We start from the raw sequence: 21,809 nt of genomic DNA on the forward strand, positions 1-21,809 counted from the left end.
CGATCAGATGAATGTTAGATTTTCCATCTCCTTGAAGCTGCTGCTGTTGATTCTGCCGCTGATCTGCCTGCCGATTGCGTCGACCGGTTATTTCTCCATACATGCCGCCGTAGATCGCGTCAATCGTCTCGTGCGTCATGAACAGATGGCCAAGGCTAGTGCGGCGGCAGAAAAGCTCTCGTATATTTTCGAAAAACTGCGTATTGACCTTGAAACCATTACCGCGTTGCCGGTCCTGGAGGATCACTATATTTCACGATCCTTTCGATTACGGGCCGAAACCGAGTTCAATCGTGACACCATCGCCCGCCTTTTTCAGGATTTTATCGACCGCACCCCCTACTACCGCCAAATTCAATATCTGGATGAAACCGGCAGCGAATTGATCCGCGTCGGCGGTGATAAAGCCGCCGGTACCGCTGGGGGGAGCAGGGCGTATCCTTTTTTTTCCCAGACACGCCACCTGGCGCCCGGTCGGGTATTTATCTCCGACGTCAAGGGCGGCAAAGATGGTCGGCCATCGGTCATGCACTGGTCAAAGCCGGTTTTTTCGGTCATGCGCGAATTTACCGGTGTTGTGGTCATCGAGCTTGATTTCGACAGCATTATCCAAATCATAAAAGACATCCATGTGGGCGAAAGCGGCTATGCTTTTCTCGCCGACCAGTTGGGACGCATCGTGGTGCATCCGCTTTTTGCGCTGTATGACCGTACGCAGGAGAATGTCGAAGACTTCAGCCTGAAAAAAATGGTCGAAAAGATGATGACCGGTACCACGTCATGGGAACAATACAGATTTAATGGCGAATTGAAGGTCGCCGCTATTTCTCCCATTTCACCCATCGGCTGGTCGATCGCGGTGACCATTCCCACTGCCGAATTCAAAAAAGAGGCCCGTGCCATCCAAAAACGGGTTTTGCAGGTGGTGGGGCTGACCCTGGTGATCGCCATCGTCAGCGTCAGTATTCTCAGCTATCTGATTCTGCGGCCGGTGCGCAACCTGGTTGCCGCGACCCGCCAGATATCCGCCGCTGACCTGAATCAGGAACTGCCGGTGCATTCTCACGACGAGTTGGGTGACCTGACCCGTTCCTTTAACCGCATGATCAAAAATCTGGCCCGAACCCAGAACGAGCTGGTGCGATCGGAAAAATTGATATCATTGGGTCGGCTGTCGGCCGGCATGGCCCATGAAATCAGAAACCCCTTGAACGCCATCAAAGGGGCCGTGGTCCACCTTAAACGGCGGCTTCCGGATGATCAACTGGTCCAGGAATACACCCAGCTGGTGTCCGAGGAGATCGACCGCCTGAATAATCTGGTGACCGATTTCTTGTATTTTTCAAAGCAGGCCATCCCCAAGCCCGTGCCCTCGGATTTGAACCAGCTGATTTTGTCTGTGCAGCAGCTTTTTGCCGAGCAGGCCAAAAAATGCAATATTCGCTTCAACAACCATCTGGCCGAAGATCTACCAACAGTGCTGTTAGATATGCAGCAAATTGAACAGGTGGTCGTCAATTTGCTGGTCAATGCCATGGATGCCTTGCCCAACGGGGGCGTGGTGAGCTTTTCAACCGCTTTGCTCCAATCCAGTGACGGCAGCGCGGATCGGGTGCGGGTCGAGATCTGCGACGATGGCATCGGTATTCCGGAAGCGCATTTGCAGTCCATTTTCGATCCTTTTTTCAGCACCAAAGAGTCGGGGTCCGGCATTGGCCTGCCACTGAGTCTGGGGATCATCGAAAGCCATGGCGGCAGCCTGACCATCCGCTCCAGGCCGTCGTTGGCCACCCTGGCCACATTTGAATTGCCTGTGAACGGTGTAACGCTCAGCGAGGAGACCGATTAAGTGAAAGACAAAACCATCATGGTGGTTGAAGACCGTGGCAACACCCTTAAAGTGATATCAGCCATCCTTGAAGATGAAGGTTACCATGTTCTAAAGGCCACCAGCGGCCGTCAGGCATTGGAGACGTTCAATGCCCATCCAAGCATCCAGGCGGTGCTCTCAGATCTGAAAATGCCGGGAATGGATGGCCTGGCCTTGTTCAAACAGATGCAGGCGATTCGCCGCCCGCCGCCATTTATCATCATGACCGCATACGGAACCGTGAAATCCGCGGTTCAGGCGCTCAAGGAAGGGGTCGTCAACTATCTGATCAAACCCCTGGATTATGACGAACTGATCATTGTTCTGGAAAAAGTCATTCATGATCATTCGCTTTCCCAGGAATTACAAGCGTTAAAGGCCAGTATCGATCCCCATGAGGCCTTTCATGAAATGATCGGCGCGGACAAAAAAATGAAAGAGATTTTCGAGCGCGTGCGCATGGTGGGGCCCACCGATGCATCGGTGCTGATCTATGGGGAAACCGGCACGGGCAAGGAACTCCTGGCCCGGGCGATTCATCTGGAGAGCCGGCGTCATGAGCGGCCCATGGTGTGCATCAATTCAGCGGCGTTGTCGGAAAGCCTGCTCGAGGCCGAACTGTTCGGTTACGTCAAAGGGGCCTTCACCGGTGCCTTGGGGGATCGCCAGGGACGATTGGAAATGGCCGACCAGAGCACGCTTTTTCTCGATGAGATTGGTCACATGAGCCTGCAGCTGCAGGCCAAACTGCTCAGGTTTTTGCAGGAAATGAGTTTCGAGCCGGTGGGCGGCAGTGTGACCAAACGCGTGGACGTACGCGTGATTGCGGCCACCAATCTGGATTTACAGCAGTGCATCCGTGAAGGCAAATTTCTCAGCGATCTGCTTTACCGTCTGGAAGTCATGCCCATGCGCCTGCCGCCGCTTAAGGATCGCAGCGGCGATATCTGCCTGATCGCCGATTTTTTTGTCCGGCGCATGGCCCGCCAATATGATAAAAAGATCGATGGCATCACACCGGATGCCCTTAAGGTATTGTCGGCTTACCGCTGGCCCGGGAATATCCGGCAGCTGAAAAACGTGATCGCCCGATCGGTAATTTTATCCCGGGACACGCAATTGGGGGTGGTCGACCTGCCCCAGGACATTGTCGGTGATGTGACCGGCGCTAAGCAACCGGGCCGGGTATGCCTGATCAGCAGCCTGCCGCCCGATGGTGTCACCTTGAAGGATATGGAGCTCGATCTTATCCGACGGACCATCGCCCAGTGCGAAGGCAATAAAAGTTTGGCCGCCCGCCGATTGGGCATTTCGCGTAAAACGCTTTACGAGAAAATTCAGCGCTATGGGCTGGACGGGTGAATCAGGGGGTGATTTCAGATTCCGGAGATCCAAAATGGGTCTGCATGAATTGCGATAAATCCGAGGCATCGTAAACGATGCCCAATTCATTTTTCAATTGATGCAAGTCGTCCTTTATTGCTTCGGCGCTCTGGTAGCGTTTGGCAAGTGATTTTTCCAGGCATTTCATGATGATTGCATTTAATTCAGGGGGAATGTCAGGCCGTTTGGTGATAATCGGAGCAATGGTTATCTTCGGAATCGAACGAATCGCATCAATTTCATTGTCGAATTGATGGACCCGTTTGCCTAAAAGAATCTCATAGAAAACCAAACCCAGCGCATAGATATCGGTCTGATGGTTCGCCTCCTCTCCCATGGCCTGTTCCGGAGATAAATAGGCGAGTTTGCCTTTTATGACGCCGGCCATTGTCAGTGAAGGCTCCGATGTGGCCTTTGAGATTCCAAAATCGCTAATCTTGACCTCCCCGTTCATTGAAATGAGAATGTTTGGCGGACTGATGTCACGGTGGATGATGTTCAGCGGCTTGCCGGTTTTGTCATCTTTGAGCGTGTGGGAGTAATGCAGGCCGCTGCTGATCTGCATGATCAAAAAAATGGCCATGTCCATCGGAAGACCAGCGTTCATAACCTCCATGATTTGAGCCAGATTTTTCCCATTCACATATTCCATGCCGATAAAATATACATTTTGCATTTTCCCGAAATCGGCAATTTGTGTAATGTTGGGGTGTTGTAGAAGGGCGGCCAGACGGGCTTCACGAATAAACATATCAATGAAATCACGGTTATCCGCCAGATGGGGCAAGACTTTCTTAATGGCCACGGTTTTACGGAATCCGTCCTCACGAAGATAATCTGCCAGATAGAGTTCAGCCATTCCTCCTTCAGCAATTTTTCTGGTCAACAGGTATGGACCGATGCGGGTCATGTCCGCCATCATTTTTTCTCTCTTCTGCTTTCGCTTTTTCTGAACGATCATCGTTAGTACAACCATGATGACAAGCAGGATTGCGCTGCCAAAGAGAAAAATCGTTTTGTAAAGATGGTGGGTTATTGCCATGGATTCAAGCTTTTGCGCATCCTGGCCGATCAAAACCGTTCCGATCTTTACCCCCGAATAGGTTACACCGGTTCTATAGGTGACGACCGGGACATGTTCGTCAACCATGCCCGATGAAATTTGTATGCCATTGACGGTATTGAGGAGCTTTTCGTCAACAGCGGGGTTGAATTGCCGATTGATTTTACCTGAATCGGAATGGGTGAGAACAACATTCTGATGATCGAGAATCGCGATATAACGAATATTGGGATCAGCCATCAGGTCGCGAACGGCAACGTTTAAGGCAAGATAATCCATGACCAGGATGGATGAGCCGATTTTGTCAGCCAGGTCATGAGCAAAAAAAACACCTCGATCGTGAAAGGCATTTTCAAATGAATGGCGCTTGCTTTGCAAAATTGAAATAAAAATGATGTTCAGCACAATCCAGCCTAATAAGCCGATCCCTGCATAACGGATAATTGGCGAATTGGATATGAGATTGGAAATTTTTTGGGTAACCATTTGGATGGTCGTGGCTGATTGTCGTTTCATCCATATCATTGTTGTCGCCGCTTTTTCGAATACAGACATGGCTTGACTCCTTGCTGCCCATCCCAAAATGGCTAATCTCCCTTTCGATCATGGGTGAATATCGTGCCATTTTGTATCAATCTGCCTAATATTACAAGAAATATTAAGATCTTCACGGAATGTCAAGAGATGATCTGTTTTTTCTTTTCTACCGGACTGATTTGTACAGAAGTTGAATACAGTCTATCATTGTGCTAACTAGTGCCCATCCAGAAATAGGAAAATTGGGTTGAAATCAATATAAATCAAGATAAGGCAATGAAACGTATATATTCAATTTCCATTGTGGTCGTTAGCATGATGGTCCTTATATCATGTCAGATGGTGAAATTGCCATTTTTAAAGGATCAACAAAAGAACAAAATTGTTGAAACCAAAGAGGCGGATGATGGTCAGATCAATGCCGCAACGGCGCAGGATAAGGGTGCCGAGAATATGGACCCGGACCAACCGGGCATCGCGGAAAACGCCGACATATCCCCAGCCCATGATAGCCAGGAAATGGATGTAACGGCGCAGACCGAGGATACTCAGAACCTGGCGCCGGGCCAACCGGAAAGCGTACCCACCGCCGGAATGGCCCAAGCCGATGATGGTCAGGGAAATGATGTGAATCCGCAGGCTGAGTGGGACCAGATTATGGAACCAAGCCAGCCGGACTACACAGAAAATCCCGAAATGGCCAGCGCAGATGAAGGTCAGGAACGTGCTATAGAGGCGCAGGGGCAGGAAAAACAAGCCGAGACTATCGGTCTGGACCAAGCGGGGGGCGCAGCAGATCAAGAAGGGCTCGAAAAGGAACTGCCGAGTATAGAAGCCGCGCACAGTCATATCTCCCGGTCATACGTTGCGCTGGGCCGCGCGTATTTGAAATCAAAACAGATCGATGAGGCCAAGAGCGCCCTCAAAAGGGCCATGGATCATGACGAGAACTGCCAGGAATGTCCGGCGCTGCTGGCTGACTGCCGCAAGATTGAAGGTGAAGTATTAAGGCGCGAAGGAGAGAATCTCATCCGTGCCGGACAGTTTGACGATGCGGCCGACATGCTTGAGCGAGCCTTGGCGCTGAATTCCGATGATGCGCTCGCATCGGATTTGCTGTTCCAGGCGCATTACCAGAACGCCCTGGAATTATACGATACAGAGTCGTATTTAAAGGCCAAAACGGAATTTGAAAAGGCGGTGGCCGTTAAGCCGAGTTGCACGGACTGCAGAAAATTGATTGAAGACAGCCTGGAGAAATACAAACAGCGGCACTATAATGAGGGCATTAACTATTTTGGCCAGGAAAATCTGAAACAAGCCATCTCGTCCTGGGAGAAAGTCGTTGCCATAGACCCGGATTATAAAAATGTTCGAGAAAATTTACGAAGAGCAATCCTGATGAACGAACGCATCGAGATGATCAAGCAGCACACCGGTGAATAACAGGCCACAAAAACTGCAGGCGTGCATCCATCAACAGATTGAACGTACGATTTTTTTTAATCGTGCCCATCCAGAATTGGCCAATTTATCCGATTTTTCGGATTATAGCATTCAAGATAATGTTCTTGGGCCGCGGTAACGGTCGTCGCAGGATGACAATACGGCGTTCTCCCTTTTGATGACGGGGGGCTGTGATGTGTTACGAAATTACACAGGTGGTTGTTGGACCTGATCCACCGTCCTTAAAAAGGCGGTAAGGATACAGCTATGTCGACTCCCCACTTGCCACTTGAAAACATCCGCGTTCTGGCGTTTACCCATACCATCATGGGACCCGCAGCCGCGATGGTCCTGGCCGATATGGGCGCAGAGGTTATTCTCATCGAACCACCGGCCGGCGACCCCACAAGACGCCTCAAGGGGCTTGGGGTCGGCTATTTTTCTTATTTCAACCGCAACAAGAAAAGCCTGGCCATCGATTTGAAGACGGCACAGGGAAAGCAAATCATTCTCAAGCTGGTCAAAACTGCGGATGTGCTGGTGGAGAATTTTGGGCCGGGGACCATGGAGCGGTTGGGATTTGGCTATGATGCCATCTCGGCCATCAATCCCAGATTGATTTATTGTTCGCTCAAAGGGTTCCTTCCCGGTCCTTACGAAAACCGGGTGGCCATGGATGAGGTGGTGCAGATGATGGGCGGGTTGGCTTATATGACCGGACCACCGGGCAAACCCATGCGGGTGGGCACATCCATCATCGATATCACCAGTGGCATGTTCGGCGTGATTGCCATCCTGACGGCACTTTATGAGCGCCAATCGTCCGGCAAAGGGCGTCTGGTGAAGAGCTCTCTTTTCGAGACCACAGCCTTTGTGATGGGGCAGCACATGGCCTGCGCGGCCATCACCAAACGGCCCGTGCCCCCCATGCCGGTCAGGGTCAGTACCTGGTCGGTCTATCGACTGTTCGACACCGCGGACAACGATCAGGTGTTTATCGGGCTGATCCGCGAGAAGCACTGGCAGCGGTTCTGCCGTGCCTTCCACCTCGACCATCTATTGCAGGATCCGCGGTTGAAAACCAATAATGACCGGGTTCAGGAACGCGCGTGGTTGATTCCGGAAATAGAGAAGACCATCAAGACCTACACCAAGGCGCAGGTCATCGCCATATGCGACCAGGCCGGTATCTGTTTTGCTCCCATCGCCAAACCAGAAGAGCTTTTGGATGACCCGCAGCTGAATCAGAGCGAACATGGTTTGCTCGAGACGACAATTCCTTCAGGGAAAAAAGCAAAACTGCCCCGGCTGCCCATTCAAATCGAACCGTTTGACTTCAATAAGCGGAGTGATCCACCGCTAACAATCGGTCAGGATACAAAAGAAATACTATTATCCCTTGGTTATGATGAAGCGATGATCAATATAATGGCCGAGAAGGGGATTATTACGATAAAAAAAACATGATTACTTTTCTGTCCCATTTAACTCGTTGAACAAGGATATGAATTGCATGCTAAGCTTATGATTGGGCGCATAATTGACCACCGGGCTAGCCTCCTGGTGTGATTCGCGGATGATTACCGAATGCGATAGATAGGTGTCTAGAATAGGCAGTCCTTCTTCGGTAAGCTCTGAAACCAACGCTTTGGGTAGATTGGCGCGCTCCTGAAAGTGATTGACGACGATACCCTCTACATTCAAGTCTCGATTGTGGTCTTGCTGGACTTCACGAACCCGATTGAGGAGCTGATATAGTGCGCGTCGAGAAAAGTCGTCACAATCAAAGGGAATCAGACAGCGGTTGGCGGCAATCAGTGCTGAAAGGGTGTAGAAATTGAGAGCGGGGGGCGTGTCGATATAGACAGCATCGTATTCGTCCAATTGATCCAGGACATCTTTGAGTTTTCCGATTTTATATCGGGAGTCCAGGCGCGACATCAGTTCGCTGAGCGTTTCATGAGCAGGCAAGATTGCCAGCCGGTCAATCGGCGTTTCATGAACATAGGCATTCGCGTCTTTGGGAAACCAGGTAAAACTAAGCGTTTCCTGATAATAGTCAGCCAATGTGAGCTCAAGCGAATCCGCTTTACTGCCGAGCATATATTGTGTTGAGTTCGCCTGAGGATCTAAATCGACCAATAGCGTCCGCTGCCCGTTGGCTGCACTAAGCGCCGCCAGATTACAGGTAATGGTCGTTTTACCAACACCGCCTTTCTGGTTGAAAATCACCCTGCGCATAGGTTCTTCCTAACGTGTTTGTTTAGCATAAATAACCCACCACCTGAAAAAGGGGGGCACTATTAAATGGGCATTTTGCTGAAAACCAGTCACAAAAAAAGGTGGAAGCTGTCCTGTTACCTACAGCGGAACTTGAATAGATTAAAGCATATCAATACAAAGTAGAAAAGGGTTAAATTAAGGCGTTAAGCTTTCGCCTGGCTGAGCGCTTCGACCGATTCTTGCATACACGTTTTAAAAAACTTCGGGTCCGGGAGCATTTCGGGGCAACTCACCGCCGTTAAGACCAAATCATCGCAATAACTGCCGGCAACCAGCAGCAAGCCCATTCCGTCCATGATGAAGCCCCAGTTAAAACATCTGAGCTGCTTGGCGCCACAAAAATAAAGGGGCTGTCGGGATCCGGGGACATTGCTGATGCCGACACCGCTGTCCAGTGACTGGGCGTAATCGGCCATTTTCGTTTTCAGCGCAATTTTGACTCCTCTGTCGATGATTGGCATCGGTGCGATCTCAAGCATCTCCGTCATATTCCGCCCCCCAATCGCCTCCGTAAATTGCTTCGAGTAATTTGTCGCCTCGTGCACTTTCTTCATTCTTTCGAGTGGGTCCGCTATCTCGCTGTGCATGTCAGAAACCATCGAAAATATTTTGTTCCCACCGTCCGCAATTTCTTCTTCCCTTCGGACCGAAATGGGAATCAAGCCAAGTAAGGGTTTCGAGGGGAGTTCCTGGTGGTGCTCCAGATATTTTCTGATGGCACCACCAAAAATGGTAAGCACAACATCATTTACCGTGGAATCGGCCACTAATTTCCGCATGTTGATAATGTCTTTCAAGGAAACGGTAACGGCCTCGAAAACCCGTTTCGGTGATGGAATGGTTCCGGAAAAGCGTGTGCGCGCATAGCTGGGGGTTCGGATCTTATCCATTATAAAAGCATTCAATGCCTTGGACGCGTTTGGAAGTGTCCGATAAAAGAAATTCAGCCGATCAATGGGCTTCTTCAGTAGGCTATTCCAATACGTCTGAACCAACAATTCAGATGCTGAAGGCGTTCGACCTGATGGTTTCTGCTGTTTGGCGGTATCCCCCTCGGCGTCGGTAACGCCTTCGGGTTCGAGCGTGTGCATGACACTCTTCAGATAGGTGGTCGATCCGCCGTCAAACTGACCGTGATGTTTTTTATGCACAATCGCAAAACAACCCTTTGGAAATCCTTCGACCTTATCCAGTCCCTCAATGACATGGATTTCCCAAAGGGGTCTGGAAATGTCCAGCGGCGTTTCAATGATCTGTCCGGCTTTAGCAACCAACTGATCCCAATTCCCGGGTTTGGGAAGTTTGGTGAACCGTACATGATAGTCAAGGTCAAACGCCTCATCTTCAACCCAGTAGGAGTAATCAAGTCCCATTGGTACCGGGACTCGTTTTTCACGCATGAACAGTTTGTCGAGACGCTGGCTGATGTATTTTAATACGTCTTCATTGGTGACACGGCCCTCTGGAGCGGTTGATGGATCGTAAATATGAATGTCGGTAATGTGCATTGGCGAGTTAGGGGCCTCCAGTGAAAAAAACATTTCATCTACGCCTGTGAGCTGCTTCATCTTGTTAATTAATCTCCTTTTTCATATCCGTCAGTTATTAAATCGTTTTGCATAACTACTTAAGGGTGAAGCTGTAATCATCTGCCGCGACGCCTAAACAACGCGGTATCTGAAGTCCTCGGCTTTCCCGAAAGGGTCAAAAAGATGCCTAAATCATACGTTTAAAAAATGGGATGTGGACGAATTGGATCAATTAACGAAGGAAGTAAAGCGCTATTCAAAAACTTCAGCAGCAGCAATGCGCGAGCGGAACTCAACCCATCTTTTCGACAGCTTAAGATTCGTTTTATGTGTCTACTCTTAAAAAATTGGGAAGTAAAAATAATACTACATATTGGTCTAACCTTTTTGGTCAGACCATATTGGTCCTACATAAAATATAAAATAAGGCTTGTCAATACCTATTTCTTTTCTTTGGAGACGGGGCAGATACAAATGTCATCTTCTATCGGATGGTTGCTGGAAACCATGTGACCATGTTCTACGGCATCGCTAAAATCCATGAGAATATTGACGTAATTGCCGGCTTCAATCGATGTTTTTGCATTGGGGTAGCGTTTCTTAAAGACCTGTAGCATAGCCTTGTTTTCACGTAGCACGGTGGCCATGAAACCTGTAAAGTTATTTTGCTTGGCAATGCGTTGCATGATCGAAAGGAGGTAGGACGCGATTCCCATCCCCTGAAAATCCTCGCGGACCACGAAGGCGATTTCGGCACGCGATGCTTCCTCACCCTCATCGGCATAGGATCCGATGGCGACGATTTCCTGGCGGCCGCCGACGCGCACCTGCCCGATCATGGACATGTTTTTGTGGTAATCCACGCTGGCCCACTGCTTCTGGGCCAACTCGTGAGAGAAAAGCTTTATTTTATAAAAGAAACGGGAATAGATGGTTCTTTCCTGGAGCGAGTAAAAAAATTTGCGGTAGGCGAATTCGTCCGAGGGAAGAAGCGGTCGGAACTCGGCGATTTTCCCGTTTTTGAGAGCCATTTGGTTCTTGTACCCCTCAAGAAAGATGAGATCATCCTGGATGGGAGGAAGCTGATCAGCAAAGATATAGTGACGGCTCTTGGCCACCTCGATCAGCTCTTCGCGGAATTTCGGATGAGCGATCTGGGCCAGTTCCATGACCCGCTGGTAGATGCTTTTGCCGGAGAGCTCGGCAATACCATTATAGAACAGATGGACCATGGAGTCCGTACAGACCTGACCGGTCAGATCAACCTCCAAAGCCGAGCTGATCGAGATGAGATTGTCGTTGAGAGCGATAACCGTTGGATCATTGACATACTCCGAGGAGCGGAAATAAAACATGGGATTGTTATCTATATAGCGAAAGATTTTTTCCGAGCCCATACACATCGATGTTAGCACCCTGCCGGGAAACAGGGTCTTTTTGCGGTTGGTGATCACCTTGTGCTCGAACAGCGGCAGGAATACGTCGGTGATCAACTGGGTGTGGATGCCAAGATCGCGTTTGTCGGTCAGGTGCTGAAGGATCGTATTGGGCAGATGGCCGAACCCGATCTAACGGATAGCATCTGGTAGAGCATGATGTCCTGCATGTTCAGGTCTTCCACCATGGTTCGAATCAGATGTTGCGGCTCCCCGCATCCAGAGCCAATGAATACCCGGCTGCCGTTTTTGATTTTGGACATGGCTGTTTCGGCGCCAATCAGTTTGTCCGGACAGGTTTTCTTCAAATCCATGGTTATCCTCCACAAAAGGGCGTCGCAGGGGGGGCGCTCCGGGTGCATCAACGGATCGTACTCGCTGCCTTCTCTGATAAAATGTTGCAATGCACAATATTTTTTATTGACATCTCGTTTAATATTCATATTATCCTTTCAAAACACATCTTGATAGTTATTGCAACGCAAAATTAATATCAAATTTTTCAGATGAAAGGCGCGCTAAATGATTTACGATCAAATATGGAATAGATATTTCAATCAGCTGGCTTTGCATTCTTTAGCTGATTGAAAAATGAGACAGAAGTTATCGCTAAACTTATCAATGTAACCTCAAAGGAGGAAAATGAAATGATCAATCAAAAAAGCATGATCAAGCAGATGGTGGAGTTCAACAAGGCAGCAGCTGACGGCTTCAAGGGGTTTCTCCAGTTTCAGGAACAGGTCGAGGAACATATCAAAACCATGTACGACGAGGCCCCTTATTTTCCGGAAGCGTGCAAAAAGGCAATGGCTGCTTACATCACATGGCATAAAAGCCTTCATAATAATATTATTGCCGTGATGGATGACAGTTTTAAAAAGGCAGAAGAGTATCTCTCCGTCTAACCCAACTTTCCTTACAATGGGGTAAAAAACGGCCGGCTTTTCGGGAATTCTAAGCCGGTCGTCTTCCCGCCTTCCTTCAAAGGAGAAGGCGTAGTCAATAAAATGCAATTTATCATTTTTATGCAACATTGGGATCAATTTATTCCAGTCGAACCTGGCCGAATGCTTCGTTTTTTTACGATATATTGCATTGCAATATATCTCGGCTCCATTATCAGGGAAATATATATAACATATTAAAATAAAGATTTTATATTGTTATGTTGCGCTGCAATATTTTTTTGTTGACATCCTGCTTGGACGGCTTATATTTATTTAAAAAGCGCCGGTTCAAAAACAAACCCGAGGGCAACAACATAACTCTCGGACAGCTCAGGAGGAAATGCCATGGATCAAAAACAAATGTTTAAGCAGTTGGTCGAATGCAACCAAACTATGTTTAATGATTTTTTCCAGGCCTTAACATTATTTCAGAGCCAGTTCGAACCTAACGCTAATTCCGCCGTTGACCAGGACGAAACCCGCAAAGCCCTTGAAAATTGGGATAAATCCTTTGTGGAAGAATGAGGCAACATGATTAGGCCCGTGCCGACTCAAAAAACAAGCCAGACCGCAGAATAAAACCAATTGAAACCCAGGCTTCACCCACGCGTTACTCACGTTTAAGGGCGCAGGAAAGAAATAAATTATTTTTTTCCTGCGCCTAATGTCGCTGATGTTTCCGAACTGCTTGGCTACTTTTCACTATCAGTACTGACGAATAAACTTACCAATCTTATTTATTGCTTCAGAGGCCTCCGGTAGAAAGGGGGCAAACCCTTGAAACGCATGTGGCATTCCATCCCATATTTCAAGGGCCACTTTGCATCCATGCCCGGCTGCATGTTTGGCTAATCGAGTTGAATCATCCAATAAAACTTCCAAATCACCGACTTGTAATAATAGCGGAGGCATCCCGGCATAATTACCGAACAGAGGGGATACATACGGATTGGTTGGCTCAGCATTCATTCCCATGTATAGAGGGATGAGCACAGGCAGGGTGGCCGGATTAATTACCGGGTCTACGAAAGCACGGGTAAGCAGCGAAAGACTTCCACAGGTTAAATCAGTTGCTGGGGAGATGGCAACAACAGCTGTCGGTAAAGGTAGCGAGAAATCTTTGATCTTTAGAAGGGTGGCCAAAGCCAAATTACCCCCAGCAGAGTCCCCCATCAGAAAAGCGGCCAGAGCAGGGCTTTTTTTATCCGGTCCGTTTTCAAGCATCCATTGATAGGCCTGTATGCAATCTTCCAACCCGGCTGGGAACGTATGCTCAGGTGCCAGCCGGTAATCAATGGAAAGAACCACGGCCCCTGTTGCTTGGGATATGTGAGACAAAAAGGATCGATACCCGGCAAGAGAACCCGCAATCCAAGAACCTCCGTGAATATAGAGGATTCGCCGATTGGGATCTGCACCGTTCGCAATCACCCATTCCATTGAAAGATGGCCTGTTTTCACTGGAAACCACTGCCCATGTGTTTCCGATGTTGACGGGTGCACTCGAAAATACTGATCAATTAATTTGCGCGTTGCATCAAGGCCATAGATCAATTCTAAGGCTTGAATTGATATGTTCCTCAGATGATCCATGACTTGTTCTGTCGGATTATTCAAACGATCTCCTATTCGCGAGGTAAGGGCGCAGAAAATAAATAATAGAGACATTCAACGATGCACAAAACAGGGTCATCTGAATAAAATAGCGGATGACCCTGCCTGTAAAGGTTCATTTTTTCTAAACCAGATTGGCCTTCTTCAGCTTATCCAGCGTGCTCGGGCCATAGCCAAAGTATTTCAGATAAATGTGCGCATTGTCATAGCCCACCGGACGGCAGACCCACTTGGTGCGGATGGGGGTCTCGGTCATCTTGTGCTGGGCCTGGGCCACGACAACCTCCCCGTAGACCGGGTCCTGAACCGGAGTAAAAAGACCTCTGTCCAGCCAGTTTTGGTCCTCCATGGTTTCAAGAGGGGTACACACCGGCGCCACGACAGGTGCGATCGGCGCGAGTCGTCCGCTTTTGCCATATTCGATCGACATATTCACCAACTCTTGGTTGGTATATTTTTGAGTTTCCGCGAAAACCAGCGGCGACCACTTGAGCTGCATCTCTTCTTCCGTGAATATGGTCAGGTCCTTCCAATCGGCAGCGCCCCATTCATCCCACACGCCCATCATGTCGGCAAAGGCCTGCCACATCTCAAGGCGCAGTCCCCCCAAAAACACGGCACCGTCCTTGGTCGGTGAAAAACAGTAGAGCCAGGCGCCTTTGTCCAAGCTCCCGAACTGCTTTGCCACCGCACCCGCCCCATGATACCAGACCGGACAGTTGTCATCAAATTTTGCATAAGCCTCGTGGGTGGATACGTCCAGGGCCTGTCCCTCGCCACTGACCTCGCGCCAGTGCAGCGCGGCCAGGATACCGGTAGCCATGAAGGTTGCCGGTTGGGCCCAGCCAATCCAGGGGCCGGCCTTGGTGGGCACGGCCCAGGGGCAATCATCGACGGTGGACCCGTCGGGCATGACCTCACCGGTGGCGGCCTGGATTCCCGAGCGAGCCTGGGCAATATTGTCGTAATCCGGCATCCGGCTGCGGCTTAACGGACCGAATTGACCATTGGCGGTGATGGATGCGAAGATCAGTCGGGGATTGATTTCTTTGAGTTGTTCATACCCGATCCCCCACTCATCCATGACGCCGGGCAAAAATGTTTCAATGAGAATATCTGCCTGAGCCACCAAGGCCTTGAGGATTTCCCGGCCCTCCGGCTCTCTTAAATTCAGCGTAATGTGGGATTTGTTTCGGCCCTCGGTCAGGTAATTGAGCCCTTCCCCCTTGTGCAACATTCCATAAGGGGTGCAGGTTCGGATAAAATCCCCTTCAGGCGGCTCGATGCGGATCACCTCGGCGCCAAACTCAGCCAGCATGGAAGAACAATAGCAGCCGGCATAGCTTTTGGAACTCAGGTCCAAGACGGTGATGTCATCCAGTGCTTCAAGTTTGGTATGCGCATCCTTGGGGTCACTATTTTCCCTAATCCATTGATTCCAGTTTTGACCATTTTCCATCGGCTACTCCTTTTCATCCGCGTCTCTAGACATGATCAACCCGCTTTTCCCATCCCAATCTTCAGGAGGCCGCCGGCCGCGTATATCCCCCCATTTGCCGATGGCGCCGCAATCGTACAGCGCTTTGATCTGGTCCTTGTTTTTACTCAAGTGCTTGGTCAGCACATACTCGTTATCAAATCCCACCGGTCTGACCGTCCACTTGATACGCGGAGGCGTTTTCGACATGTTGACCGGAAAATCATAATCCCTGTACTTTCCGATAAGCGGATCATCAACCTCGGTAATATAACCACGCGCCACACTGTGCGCGTCTTCCATGACATCCTGGTTGGTTTTCACGCACGATGCCGCAAAGCCATGGGTTTCGGCCAGCGCTTCGATTTCGGCGGCGGTTTTGGTTTTGGCCCAATCCGCCACAATGGCCAGGATATCGATGGCGTTCTCTTCTTTCAGGCGGGTCAGATGCTCACCAAACCTGGCGTCGTCCGAAAGTTCCGGCCGATCCATGGCCTTGCACAGCCCTTTGAATTCCTCAGGGGCGGGTGCAGCCAGGGCCACAAACTTTTCATCCGCCGTATACACCGTGTCTGCCGGACAGATGGAGACATCCCGGTTACCGGCTGGCATGGCCTTCTTGCCGGTCAGTTGCTGATAGGGCCAAACCCAGGACATCAAGCGCATGATATTTTCAGATTGAGACAGATCGATAAACTGCCCTTCACCCGTTTTTTTACGATGATGCAGTGCCGCCAGCACGGCCAGTTCACCCATCAGTCCGCCATAGTCATCGCACGGATAGATGCTGCTTTTAAGCGGTGGCTGCCCTGGAAAGCTTGACACCCAGGAGTATCCGCTGAGCCCTTGGGAAGCACCGTCGTTGGAGGGACGGTTTTCAGTCGCGTACTGTCCCCACTGGCCGAAACCGGTCTTGGATATGTAAATGATGCCGGGATTGATCGCCTTGAGGTGGTGGTAGCCCACGTTCCACTTTTCCATCACCCCAGGCCTCAGGTTGATCTCGACAATATCAGACTTGGCGGCCAGTTCCAGGAAAATCTCCTGCCCCTCCGGCTTGTGTAAATCCAGACCAACCCAGTACTTATTGACATTGTTGTGAATGAACACCGGTGGGTAGCCCTTGTAAAAGTAGCCAAACGGGGTCATGTTGCGGCCGGTATCGCCAATGGGAGGAATTTCGCATTTGATGACCTCAGCCCCCATGGATGCGGCATAGCTGGTCCCGACCGGCCCCAGGATGAGGGTTCCCACCTCCAGAACACGAACACCTTGCAATGGCATTGGCTTCGTGTGTTTCGTTTGCTTATAATTTTTCCATGTTTCTTCCGCCATAGCCGTTGACTGTCTCCTTTTAATGAAATCTCATCATCAATCGTTTTTCTATATCCAAGTTGTCTTCTTAATTGATTGAAAAATTTTTCAAATTTAGACCACTTCCCTGTTTGATATGGTCGATTGCGTTTAGACCATCCACTCTAAATAAGCATGTTGGGGATCACCGTGGACAACCACGGCACAAATGCCAGAACAAACAGGGCAACAATATAAATTAGTAGCGGGGGAATTATGGCCTTGGCCACTTGAATGAACGACAGCTTGGTGATGGCCTGGGCCGTATAGAGCAGCAGGCCCAGTGGCGGTGTGATATACCCGATGCCGAGCCCGACGCTGAACAGCAGGCAGTAATGAATGGGATCGATTCCCATGTGCTTGGCGATGGGCATCATGATGGGGATCATGATCATGATGGCGCCAATGGGATCCATGAACGTGCCCACAATCAGAAGAGCGATACAGGTAAAGATCAGGTAGACCGATGGGTTGGGGATGTACACCATGGCGACCTCCAGCAGGGTCTGGGGAATTTGCTGGAGAACGATGTACTCGGAGATGACGCCCGCACCGCTCACCGTGATCACCAGTGACCCGCTGATCACGCCGTTGACGACCATCAATTCTCTCAAGTCTTTATATGTCACCGAGCGGTAGATGGCCATTTCAACGATCAGAACCAGCACGGACGCGACCACCGATGCCTCGGTGACGGTGAACGCACCGGAATAGATGCCGCCGAAAAGCACGACAATGATAAGAATACCGAAAAAGGCTTTCTTTCCGGCGATGAGAAATTCCTTGAAATTAAACGCTTCACGGGCTTCCTTGCCCAGCCCCTTGGTGTGCGATACCCACCAGGCATAAAGAGAGAGCAGGAACATGATCAATGCACCCGGCAGATACCCGGCCGCAAAAAGGCGCAAGACCGATTCGCCGGCAGTCAACGCGCAGATGATCATGATGATGCTGGGGGGGATGATCATTCCCAGAATCGATGCGGCCGTTACCAGTCCCACGGAAAAATCTTTGGGGTATTTGTACCGTTCCATATTGGGAAACAACACGCCGCCGATGGTGACCACAGTGGAGATGGCTGATCCGCTGATGGCGCCAAAGACACCGGAAGACATGACCGAGGTAATGCCCAGGCCACCGGGCAGCCAAGATACGATTTTCCAGGCAAACTGCACCAACCGGTTGGCCGATTGACCTTTCACCATCACCGACCCCATAAAAATGAAAAAGGGGATGCAGATCAAGGAAAAGTTATCGAGCTTTTTGAGCATGGTCTGCGCCACAAAGGTCAGGTCCATGCTGGTGAACATGAAAAGTCCCAGCACACCGGTAAAGTAGAGGCAGATGTAGATGGGGATGCGCAGCATCAACAGCGCGAACAGAATCAAGATCATTATGAGTATTTCCATGGATTAGCTTTCTATTTTCCGTTTGGTAAAGATCAGCTGGCGAAGTCCCTCCAAAGATCGAATCGCCAGAAGAATCCCAAACAGCGGTAGCATACAGGCGATCATACTGGTTGGAATCTGCAGGATCGGCGTCACCGTTTCCATGTCAATCTCGATTACAATAAAGTTGTACCCCGCGAGGATAAACGTTACGCTGGCAGCCAGTCGCAACAGGTTCAGGAACAGATCCAGGATAAAACGTGATCCGGGGAAAGCCATATAAATGGCATCCACTTTCAGTTCCGTGTCATTGCCGATGGACGCACTTGCGCCAAGGAAGGTCATCAGCATGAAAAGATATGTGGTCAACTCATCCGGCCATGTTAACGGTCGATGGAAAACATAGCGGGTCGTGATACTGATGGTCAGCGCCACCAGGCAGATGGAGAAGCTGACCAAGATGCCCCAACGTTCCAGACGATCGATTAAGGCAATAATAGCCTTCATTTTAGAACTCCTTGAAAGGCTAGGCCGTCTTCTTCCAATCGGATAGGGGAGACGGCCTTTTGGGTGTGCCGCGCATTGATTAGTTCAGCGATGCAGTCAATGCTTTGATTTTATCCAGCCATTCCTTGCCGATATCGCCTTCGAACTCATTCCAGACCGCCACCTGTTGCTCTTTAAATTTGGCCATCTCTTCAGGGGCAAGCTCAGTTACGGTGATCCCCTTCTCCTTCAACAACGCATCACCATCGGCAGTCAGCTGCTTGCTCTGCCCACGGGCCTTGGCCATGTTTTCGGATATGATTCCACCCAGGGCGCCGCGGGTATCGGCATCCAGCTTGCTCCACCACTTGTCGTTGACCACGAAAAAGAACAGTCCCACCATGTGCCGGGTGTGGGTGTAGTACTGGCAGACATCGGCAAGACGCAGACGGACGTTATTTTCGGTCTGATCGGTGCCGTCCACCACGCCTTGTTTGAGCCCCGGGAACACATCGGCCCATGCCATGGGCAGGGGGTTCATGCCCAGCGCCTTCCAGAAGGCCAGGGGATAGCGCGCCTGGGTCGTTCTCATCTTGAGGGAGCGGAGTTCTTCCAGGGTTTTGAACGGCTTGGTGCTGGCGATGCCGTAGCGACCGAAAAAGCAAAGATCAAGCACCAGCAACTTCTTTTTCTTAAGGCAGGTAAACAATTCCTCGCGCAGTTCCGGGTTTGCCAGAAGGGCTTCCCATTTTTCATAGGAGTCCATGCAATAGGCCAGGGTACCGATGCCAAACATGTCATTCAGTTCCGGGGCGTAGTTGCCTGTCAGGTAGGCGCCTTGGAGCGCGCCCATACGAACCTTCTTAATGATTTCGATAGCGCTTCCGATCTGTCCGGAATGGAAGTATTTGGCATTGACCTTGTCGCCAATTTTCTCGTTTACATCCTTTTCAATCCATAACCCTGAATTGGGGCCGGGTTCAATGGGGTTGACGAAGTGGGCGAACTTGAATTCCACGGGACCCGCGTGAACTGTCGCGATACCCATACAAAACGCTAAAACGGAAAGAACAATCAGAATTTTGTACTTCATGTGAAATAACTCCTTTTATATGTTGTTAAGCGTTCAACTGACTAAGCGCATCGACCGATTCTTGCATACACGTTTTAAAAAACTTCGGGTCCGGGAGCATTTCGGGGCAACTCACCGCCGTTAAGACCAAATCATCGCAATAACTGCCGGCAACCAGCAGCAAGCCCATTCCGTCCATGATGAAGCCCCAGTTAAAACATCTGAGCTGCTTGGCGCCACAAAAATAAAGGGGCTGTCGGGATCCGGGGACATTGCTGATGCCGACACCGCTGTCCAGTGACTGGGCGTAATCGGCCATTTTCGTTTTCAGCGCAATTTTGACTCCTCTGTCGATGATTGGCATCGGTGCGATCTCAAGCATCTCCGTCATATTCCGCCCCCCAATCGCCTCCGTAAATTGCTTCGAGTAATTTGTCGCCTCGTGCACTTTCTTCATTCTTTCGAGTGGGTCCGCTATCTCGCTGTGCATGTCAGAAACCATCGAAAATATTTTGTTCCCACCGTCCGCAATTTCTTCTTCCCTTCGGACCGAAATGGGAATCAAGCCAAGTAAGGGTTTCGAGGGGAGTTCCTGGTGGTGCTCAAGATATTTTCTGATGGCACCACCAAAAATGGTAAGCACAACATCATTTACCGTGGAACCGGCCACTAATTTCCGCATGTTGATAATGTCTTTCAAGGAAACGGTAACGGCCTCGAAAACCCGTTTCGGTGATGGAATGGTTCCGGAAAAGCGTGTGCGCGCATAGCTGGGGGTTCGGATCTTATCCATTATAAAAGCATTCAATGCCTTGGACGCGTTTGGAAGTGTCCGATAAAAGAAATTCAGCCGATCAATGGGCTTCTTCAGTAGGCTATTCCAATACGTCTGAACCAACAATTCAGATGCTGAAGGCGTTCGACCTGATGGTTTCTGCTGTTTGGCGGTATCCCCCTCGGCGTCGGTAACGCCTTCGGGTTCGAGCGTGTGCATGACACTCTTCAGATAGGTGGTCGATCCGCCGTCAAACTGACCGTGATGTTTTTTATGCACAATCGCAAAACAACCCTTTGGAAATCCTTCGACCTTATCCAGTCCCTCAATGACATGGATTTCCCAAAGGGGTCTGGAAATGTCCAGCGGCGTTTCAATGATCTGTCCGGCTTTAGCAACCAACTGATCCCAATTCCCGGGTTTGGGAAGTTTGGTGAACCGTACATGATAGTCAAGGTCAAACGCCTCATCTTCAACCCAGTAGGAGTAATCAAGTCCCATTGGTACCGGGACTCGTTTTTCACGCATGAACAGTTTGTCGAGACGCTGGCTGATGTATTTTAATACGTCTTCATTGGTGACACGGCCCTCTGGAGCGGTTGATGGATCGTAAATATGAATGTCGGTAATGTGCATTGGCGAGTTAGGGGCCTCCAGTGAAAAAAACATTTCATCTACGCCTGTGAGCTGCTTCATCTTGTTAATTAATCTCCTTTTTCATATCCGTCAGTTATTAAATCGTTTTGCATAACTACTTAAGGGTGAAGCTGTAATCATCTGCCGCGACGCCTAAACAACGCGGTATCTGAAGTCCTCGGCTTTCCCGAAAGGGTCAAAAAGATGCCTAAATCATACGTTTAAAAAATGGGATGTGGACGAATTGGATCAATTAACGAAGGAAGTAAAGCGCTATTCAAAAACTTCAGCAGCAGCAATGCGCGAGCGGAACTCAACCCATCTTTTCGACAGCTTAAGATTCGTTTTATGTGTCTACTCTTAAAAAATTGGGAAGTAAAAATAATACTACATATTGGTCTAACCTTTTTGGTCAGACCATATTGGTCCTACATAAAATATAAAATAAGGCTTGTCAATACCTATTTCTTTTGATAACCAAATTATTCAGTCCTCCAGGACGATTCAGAAGCTG

The 21,809-nt window shown here is 49.6% G+C and carries 18 protein-coding genes; 6 read left to right on the forward strand and 12 right to left on the reverse strand.

Going from position 1 to position 21,809, the window contains the following annotated elements; genetic code table 11:
* Positions 1–7 precede the first annotated feature (7 nt).
* Together Dvar_RS12910 and Dvar_RS12915 are read left to right on the forward strand one after the other, a co-directional pair.
* Positions 8–1,849 (forward strand): cache domain-containing protein, encoded by a 1,842-nt coding sequence (locus Dvar_RS12910; RefSeq protein WP_419662113.1) that lies wholly within the window; start codon positions 8–10, stop codon positions 1,847–1,849.
* Positions 1,850–3,232, forward strand: a complete 1,383-nt coding sequence (locus Dvar_RS12915) for a sigma-54-dependent transcriptional regulator (RefSeq protein WP_419662114.1) — start codon at positions 1,850–1,852, stop codon at positions 3,230–3,232. It abuts the gene before it with no gap.
* 1 nt (position 3,233) lies between these two features.
* On the opposite strand, the gene Dvar_RS12920 is transcribed toward Dvar_RS12915, so the two are convergent.
* Positions 3,234–4,871: a protein kinase domain-containing protein gene (locus Dvar_RS12920; RefSeq protein ID WP_419662115.1), complete on the reverse strand. Its 1,638-nt coding sequence runs from the start codon at positions 4,869–4,871 to the stop codon at positions 3,234–3,236.
* A gap of 258 nt (positions 4,872–5,129) precedes the next feature.
* Here Dvar_RS12920 and Dvar_RS12925 point away from each other — a divergent pair, with 258 nt between their 5' ends.
* Positions 5,130–6,299: a tetratricopeptide repeat protein gene (locus Dvar_RS12925; RefSeq protein WP_419662116.1), complete on the forward strand. Its 1,170-nt coding sequence runs from the start codon at positions 5,130–5,132 to the stop codon at positions 6,297–6,299.
* A 267-nt stretch (positions 6,300–6,566) separates the two neighbouring features.
* On the forward strand, positions 6,567–7,766 hold the full coding sequence (locus tag Dvar_RS12930; RefSeq protein ID WP_419662117.1) for a CaiB/BaiF CoA transferase family protein: 1,200 nt from the start codon (positions 6,567–6,569) through the stop codon (positions 7,764–7,766).
* Here the strand turns inward: Dvar_RS12930 and Dvar_RS12935 are convergent, their stop codons facing one another.
* The 4 genes from Dvar_RS12935 to Dvar_RS12950 form a co-directional block, all read right to left on the reverse strand.
* Complete coding sequence (locus Dvar_RS12935) at positions 7,767–8,540, reverse strand: ParA family protein (protein ID WP_419662118.1); 774 nt, start codon at positions 8,538–8,540, stop codon at positions 7,767–7,769.
* Positions 8,541–8,725: 185 nt separating this feature from the next.
* Positions 8,726–10,150 (reverse strand): wax ester/triacylglycerol synthase family O-acyltransferase, encoded by a 1,425-nt coding sequence (locus tag Dvar_RS12940; protein ID WP_419662119.1) that lies wholly within the window; start codon positions 10,148–10,150, stop codon positions 8,726–8,728.
* A 401-nt stretch (positions 10,151–10,551) separates the two neighbouring features.
* Entirely contained in the window at positions 10,552–11,604 is a 1,053-nt protein-coding gene (locus Dvar_RS12945; protein WP_419662120.1) for a GNAT family N-acetyltransferase, read from the reverse strand.
* A gap of 32 nt (positions 11,605–11,636) precedes the next feature.
* The gene (locus Dvar_RS12950; RefSeq protein ID WP_419662121.1) at positions 11,637–11,990 is read right to left on the reverse strand and encodes a hypothetical protein; all 354 of its coding nucleotides are present in this window, start codon (positions 11,988–11,990) and stop codon (positions 11,637–11,639) included.
* 204 nt (positions 11,991–12,194) lie between these two features.
* On the opposite strand from Dvar_RS12950, the gene Dvar_RS12955 reads away from it, so the two are divergent.
* Both Dvar_RS12955 and Dvar_RS12960 read left to right on the forward strand, forming a co-directional pair.
* A complete protein-coding gene (locus tag Dvar_RS12955) occupies positions 12,195–12,452 on the forward strand; it encodes a hypothetical protein (RefSeq protein ID WP_419662122.1) in 258 nt (85 codons plus the stop codon).
* A 387-nt stretch (positions 12,453–12,839) separates the two neighbouring features.
* The gene (locus Dvar_RS12960; RefSeq protein WP_419662123.1) at positions 12,840–13,019 is read left to right on the forward strand and encodes a hypothetical protein; all 180 of its coding nucleotides are present in this window, start codon (positions 12,840–12,842) and stop codon (positions 13,017–13,019) included.
* A 180-nt stretch (positions 13,020–13,199) separates the two neighbouring features.
* Here Dvar_RS12960 and Dvar_RS12965 read toward each other — a convergent pair whose 3' ends face one another.
* The 7 genes from Dvar_RS12965 to Dvar_RS12995 form a co-directional block, all read right to left on the reverse strand.
* A complete protein-coding gene (locus Dvar_RS12965; protein ID WP_419662124.1) occupies positions 13,200–14,111 on the reverse strand; it encodes an alpha/beta hydrolase in 912 nt (303 codons plus the stop codon).
* 121 nt (positions 14,112–14,232) lie between these two features.
* Entirely contained in the window at positions 14,233–15,567 is a 1,335-nt protein-coding gene (locus Dvar_RS12970) for a CaiB/BaiF CoA transferase family protein (RefSeq protein ID WP_419662125.1), read from the reverse strand.
* A 3-nt stretch (positions 15,568–15,570) separates the two neighbouring features.
* Positions 15,571–16,869 carry a CaiB/BaiF CoA transferase family protein gene (locus Dvar_RS12975; protein ID WP_419662126.1) on the reverse strand — a complete coding sequence of 433 codons (1,299 nt, stop codon included), beginning with the start codon at positions 16,867–16,869 and terminating at the stop codon, positions 15,571–15,573.
* 194 nt (positions 16,870–17,063) lie between these two features.
* Positions 17,064–18,347, reverse strand: a complete 1,284-nt coding sequence (locus tag Dvar_RS12980) for a TRAP transporter large permease (protein ID WP_419662127.1) — start codon at positions 18,345–18,347, stop codon at positions 17,064–17,066.
* A 3-nt stretch (positions 18,348–18,350) separates the two neighbouring features.
* A complete protein-coding gene (locus tag Dvar_RS12985; RefSeq protein ID WP_419662128.1) occupies positions 18,351–18,833 on the reverse strand; it encodes a TRAP transporter small permease in 483 nt (160 codons plus the stop codon).
* Positions 18,834–18,912: 79 nt separating this feature from the next.
* A complete protein-coding gene (locus Dvar_RS12990) occupies positions 18,913–19,905 on the reverse strand; it encodes a TRAP transporter substrate-binding protein (RefSeq protein WP_419662129.1) in 993 nt (330 codons plus the stop codon).
* Between the two features lie 25 nt (positions 19,906–19,930).
* Positions 19,931–21,355, reverse strand: coding sequence for a wax ester/triacylglycerol synthase family O-acyltransferase (locus Dvar_RS12995; protein WP_419662130.1), 1,425 nt, complete (start codon positions 21,353–21,355; stop codon positions 19,931–19,933).
* Positions 21,356–21,809: the final 454 nt, after the last annotated feature.

The organism is Desulfosarcina variabilis str. Montpellier (assembly GCF_048565275.1).
GTDB classification, from domain to species: domain Bacteria; phylum Desulfobacterota; class Desulfobacteria; order Desulfobacterales; family Desulfosarcinaceae; genus Desulfosarcina; species Desulfosarcina variabilis.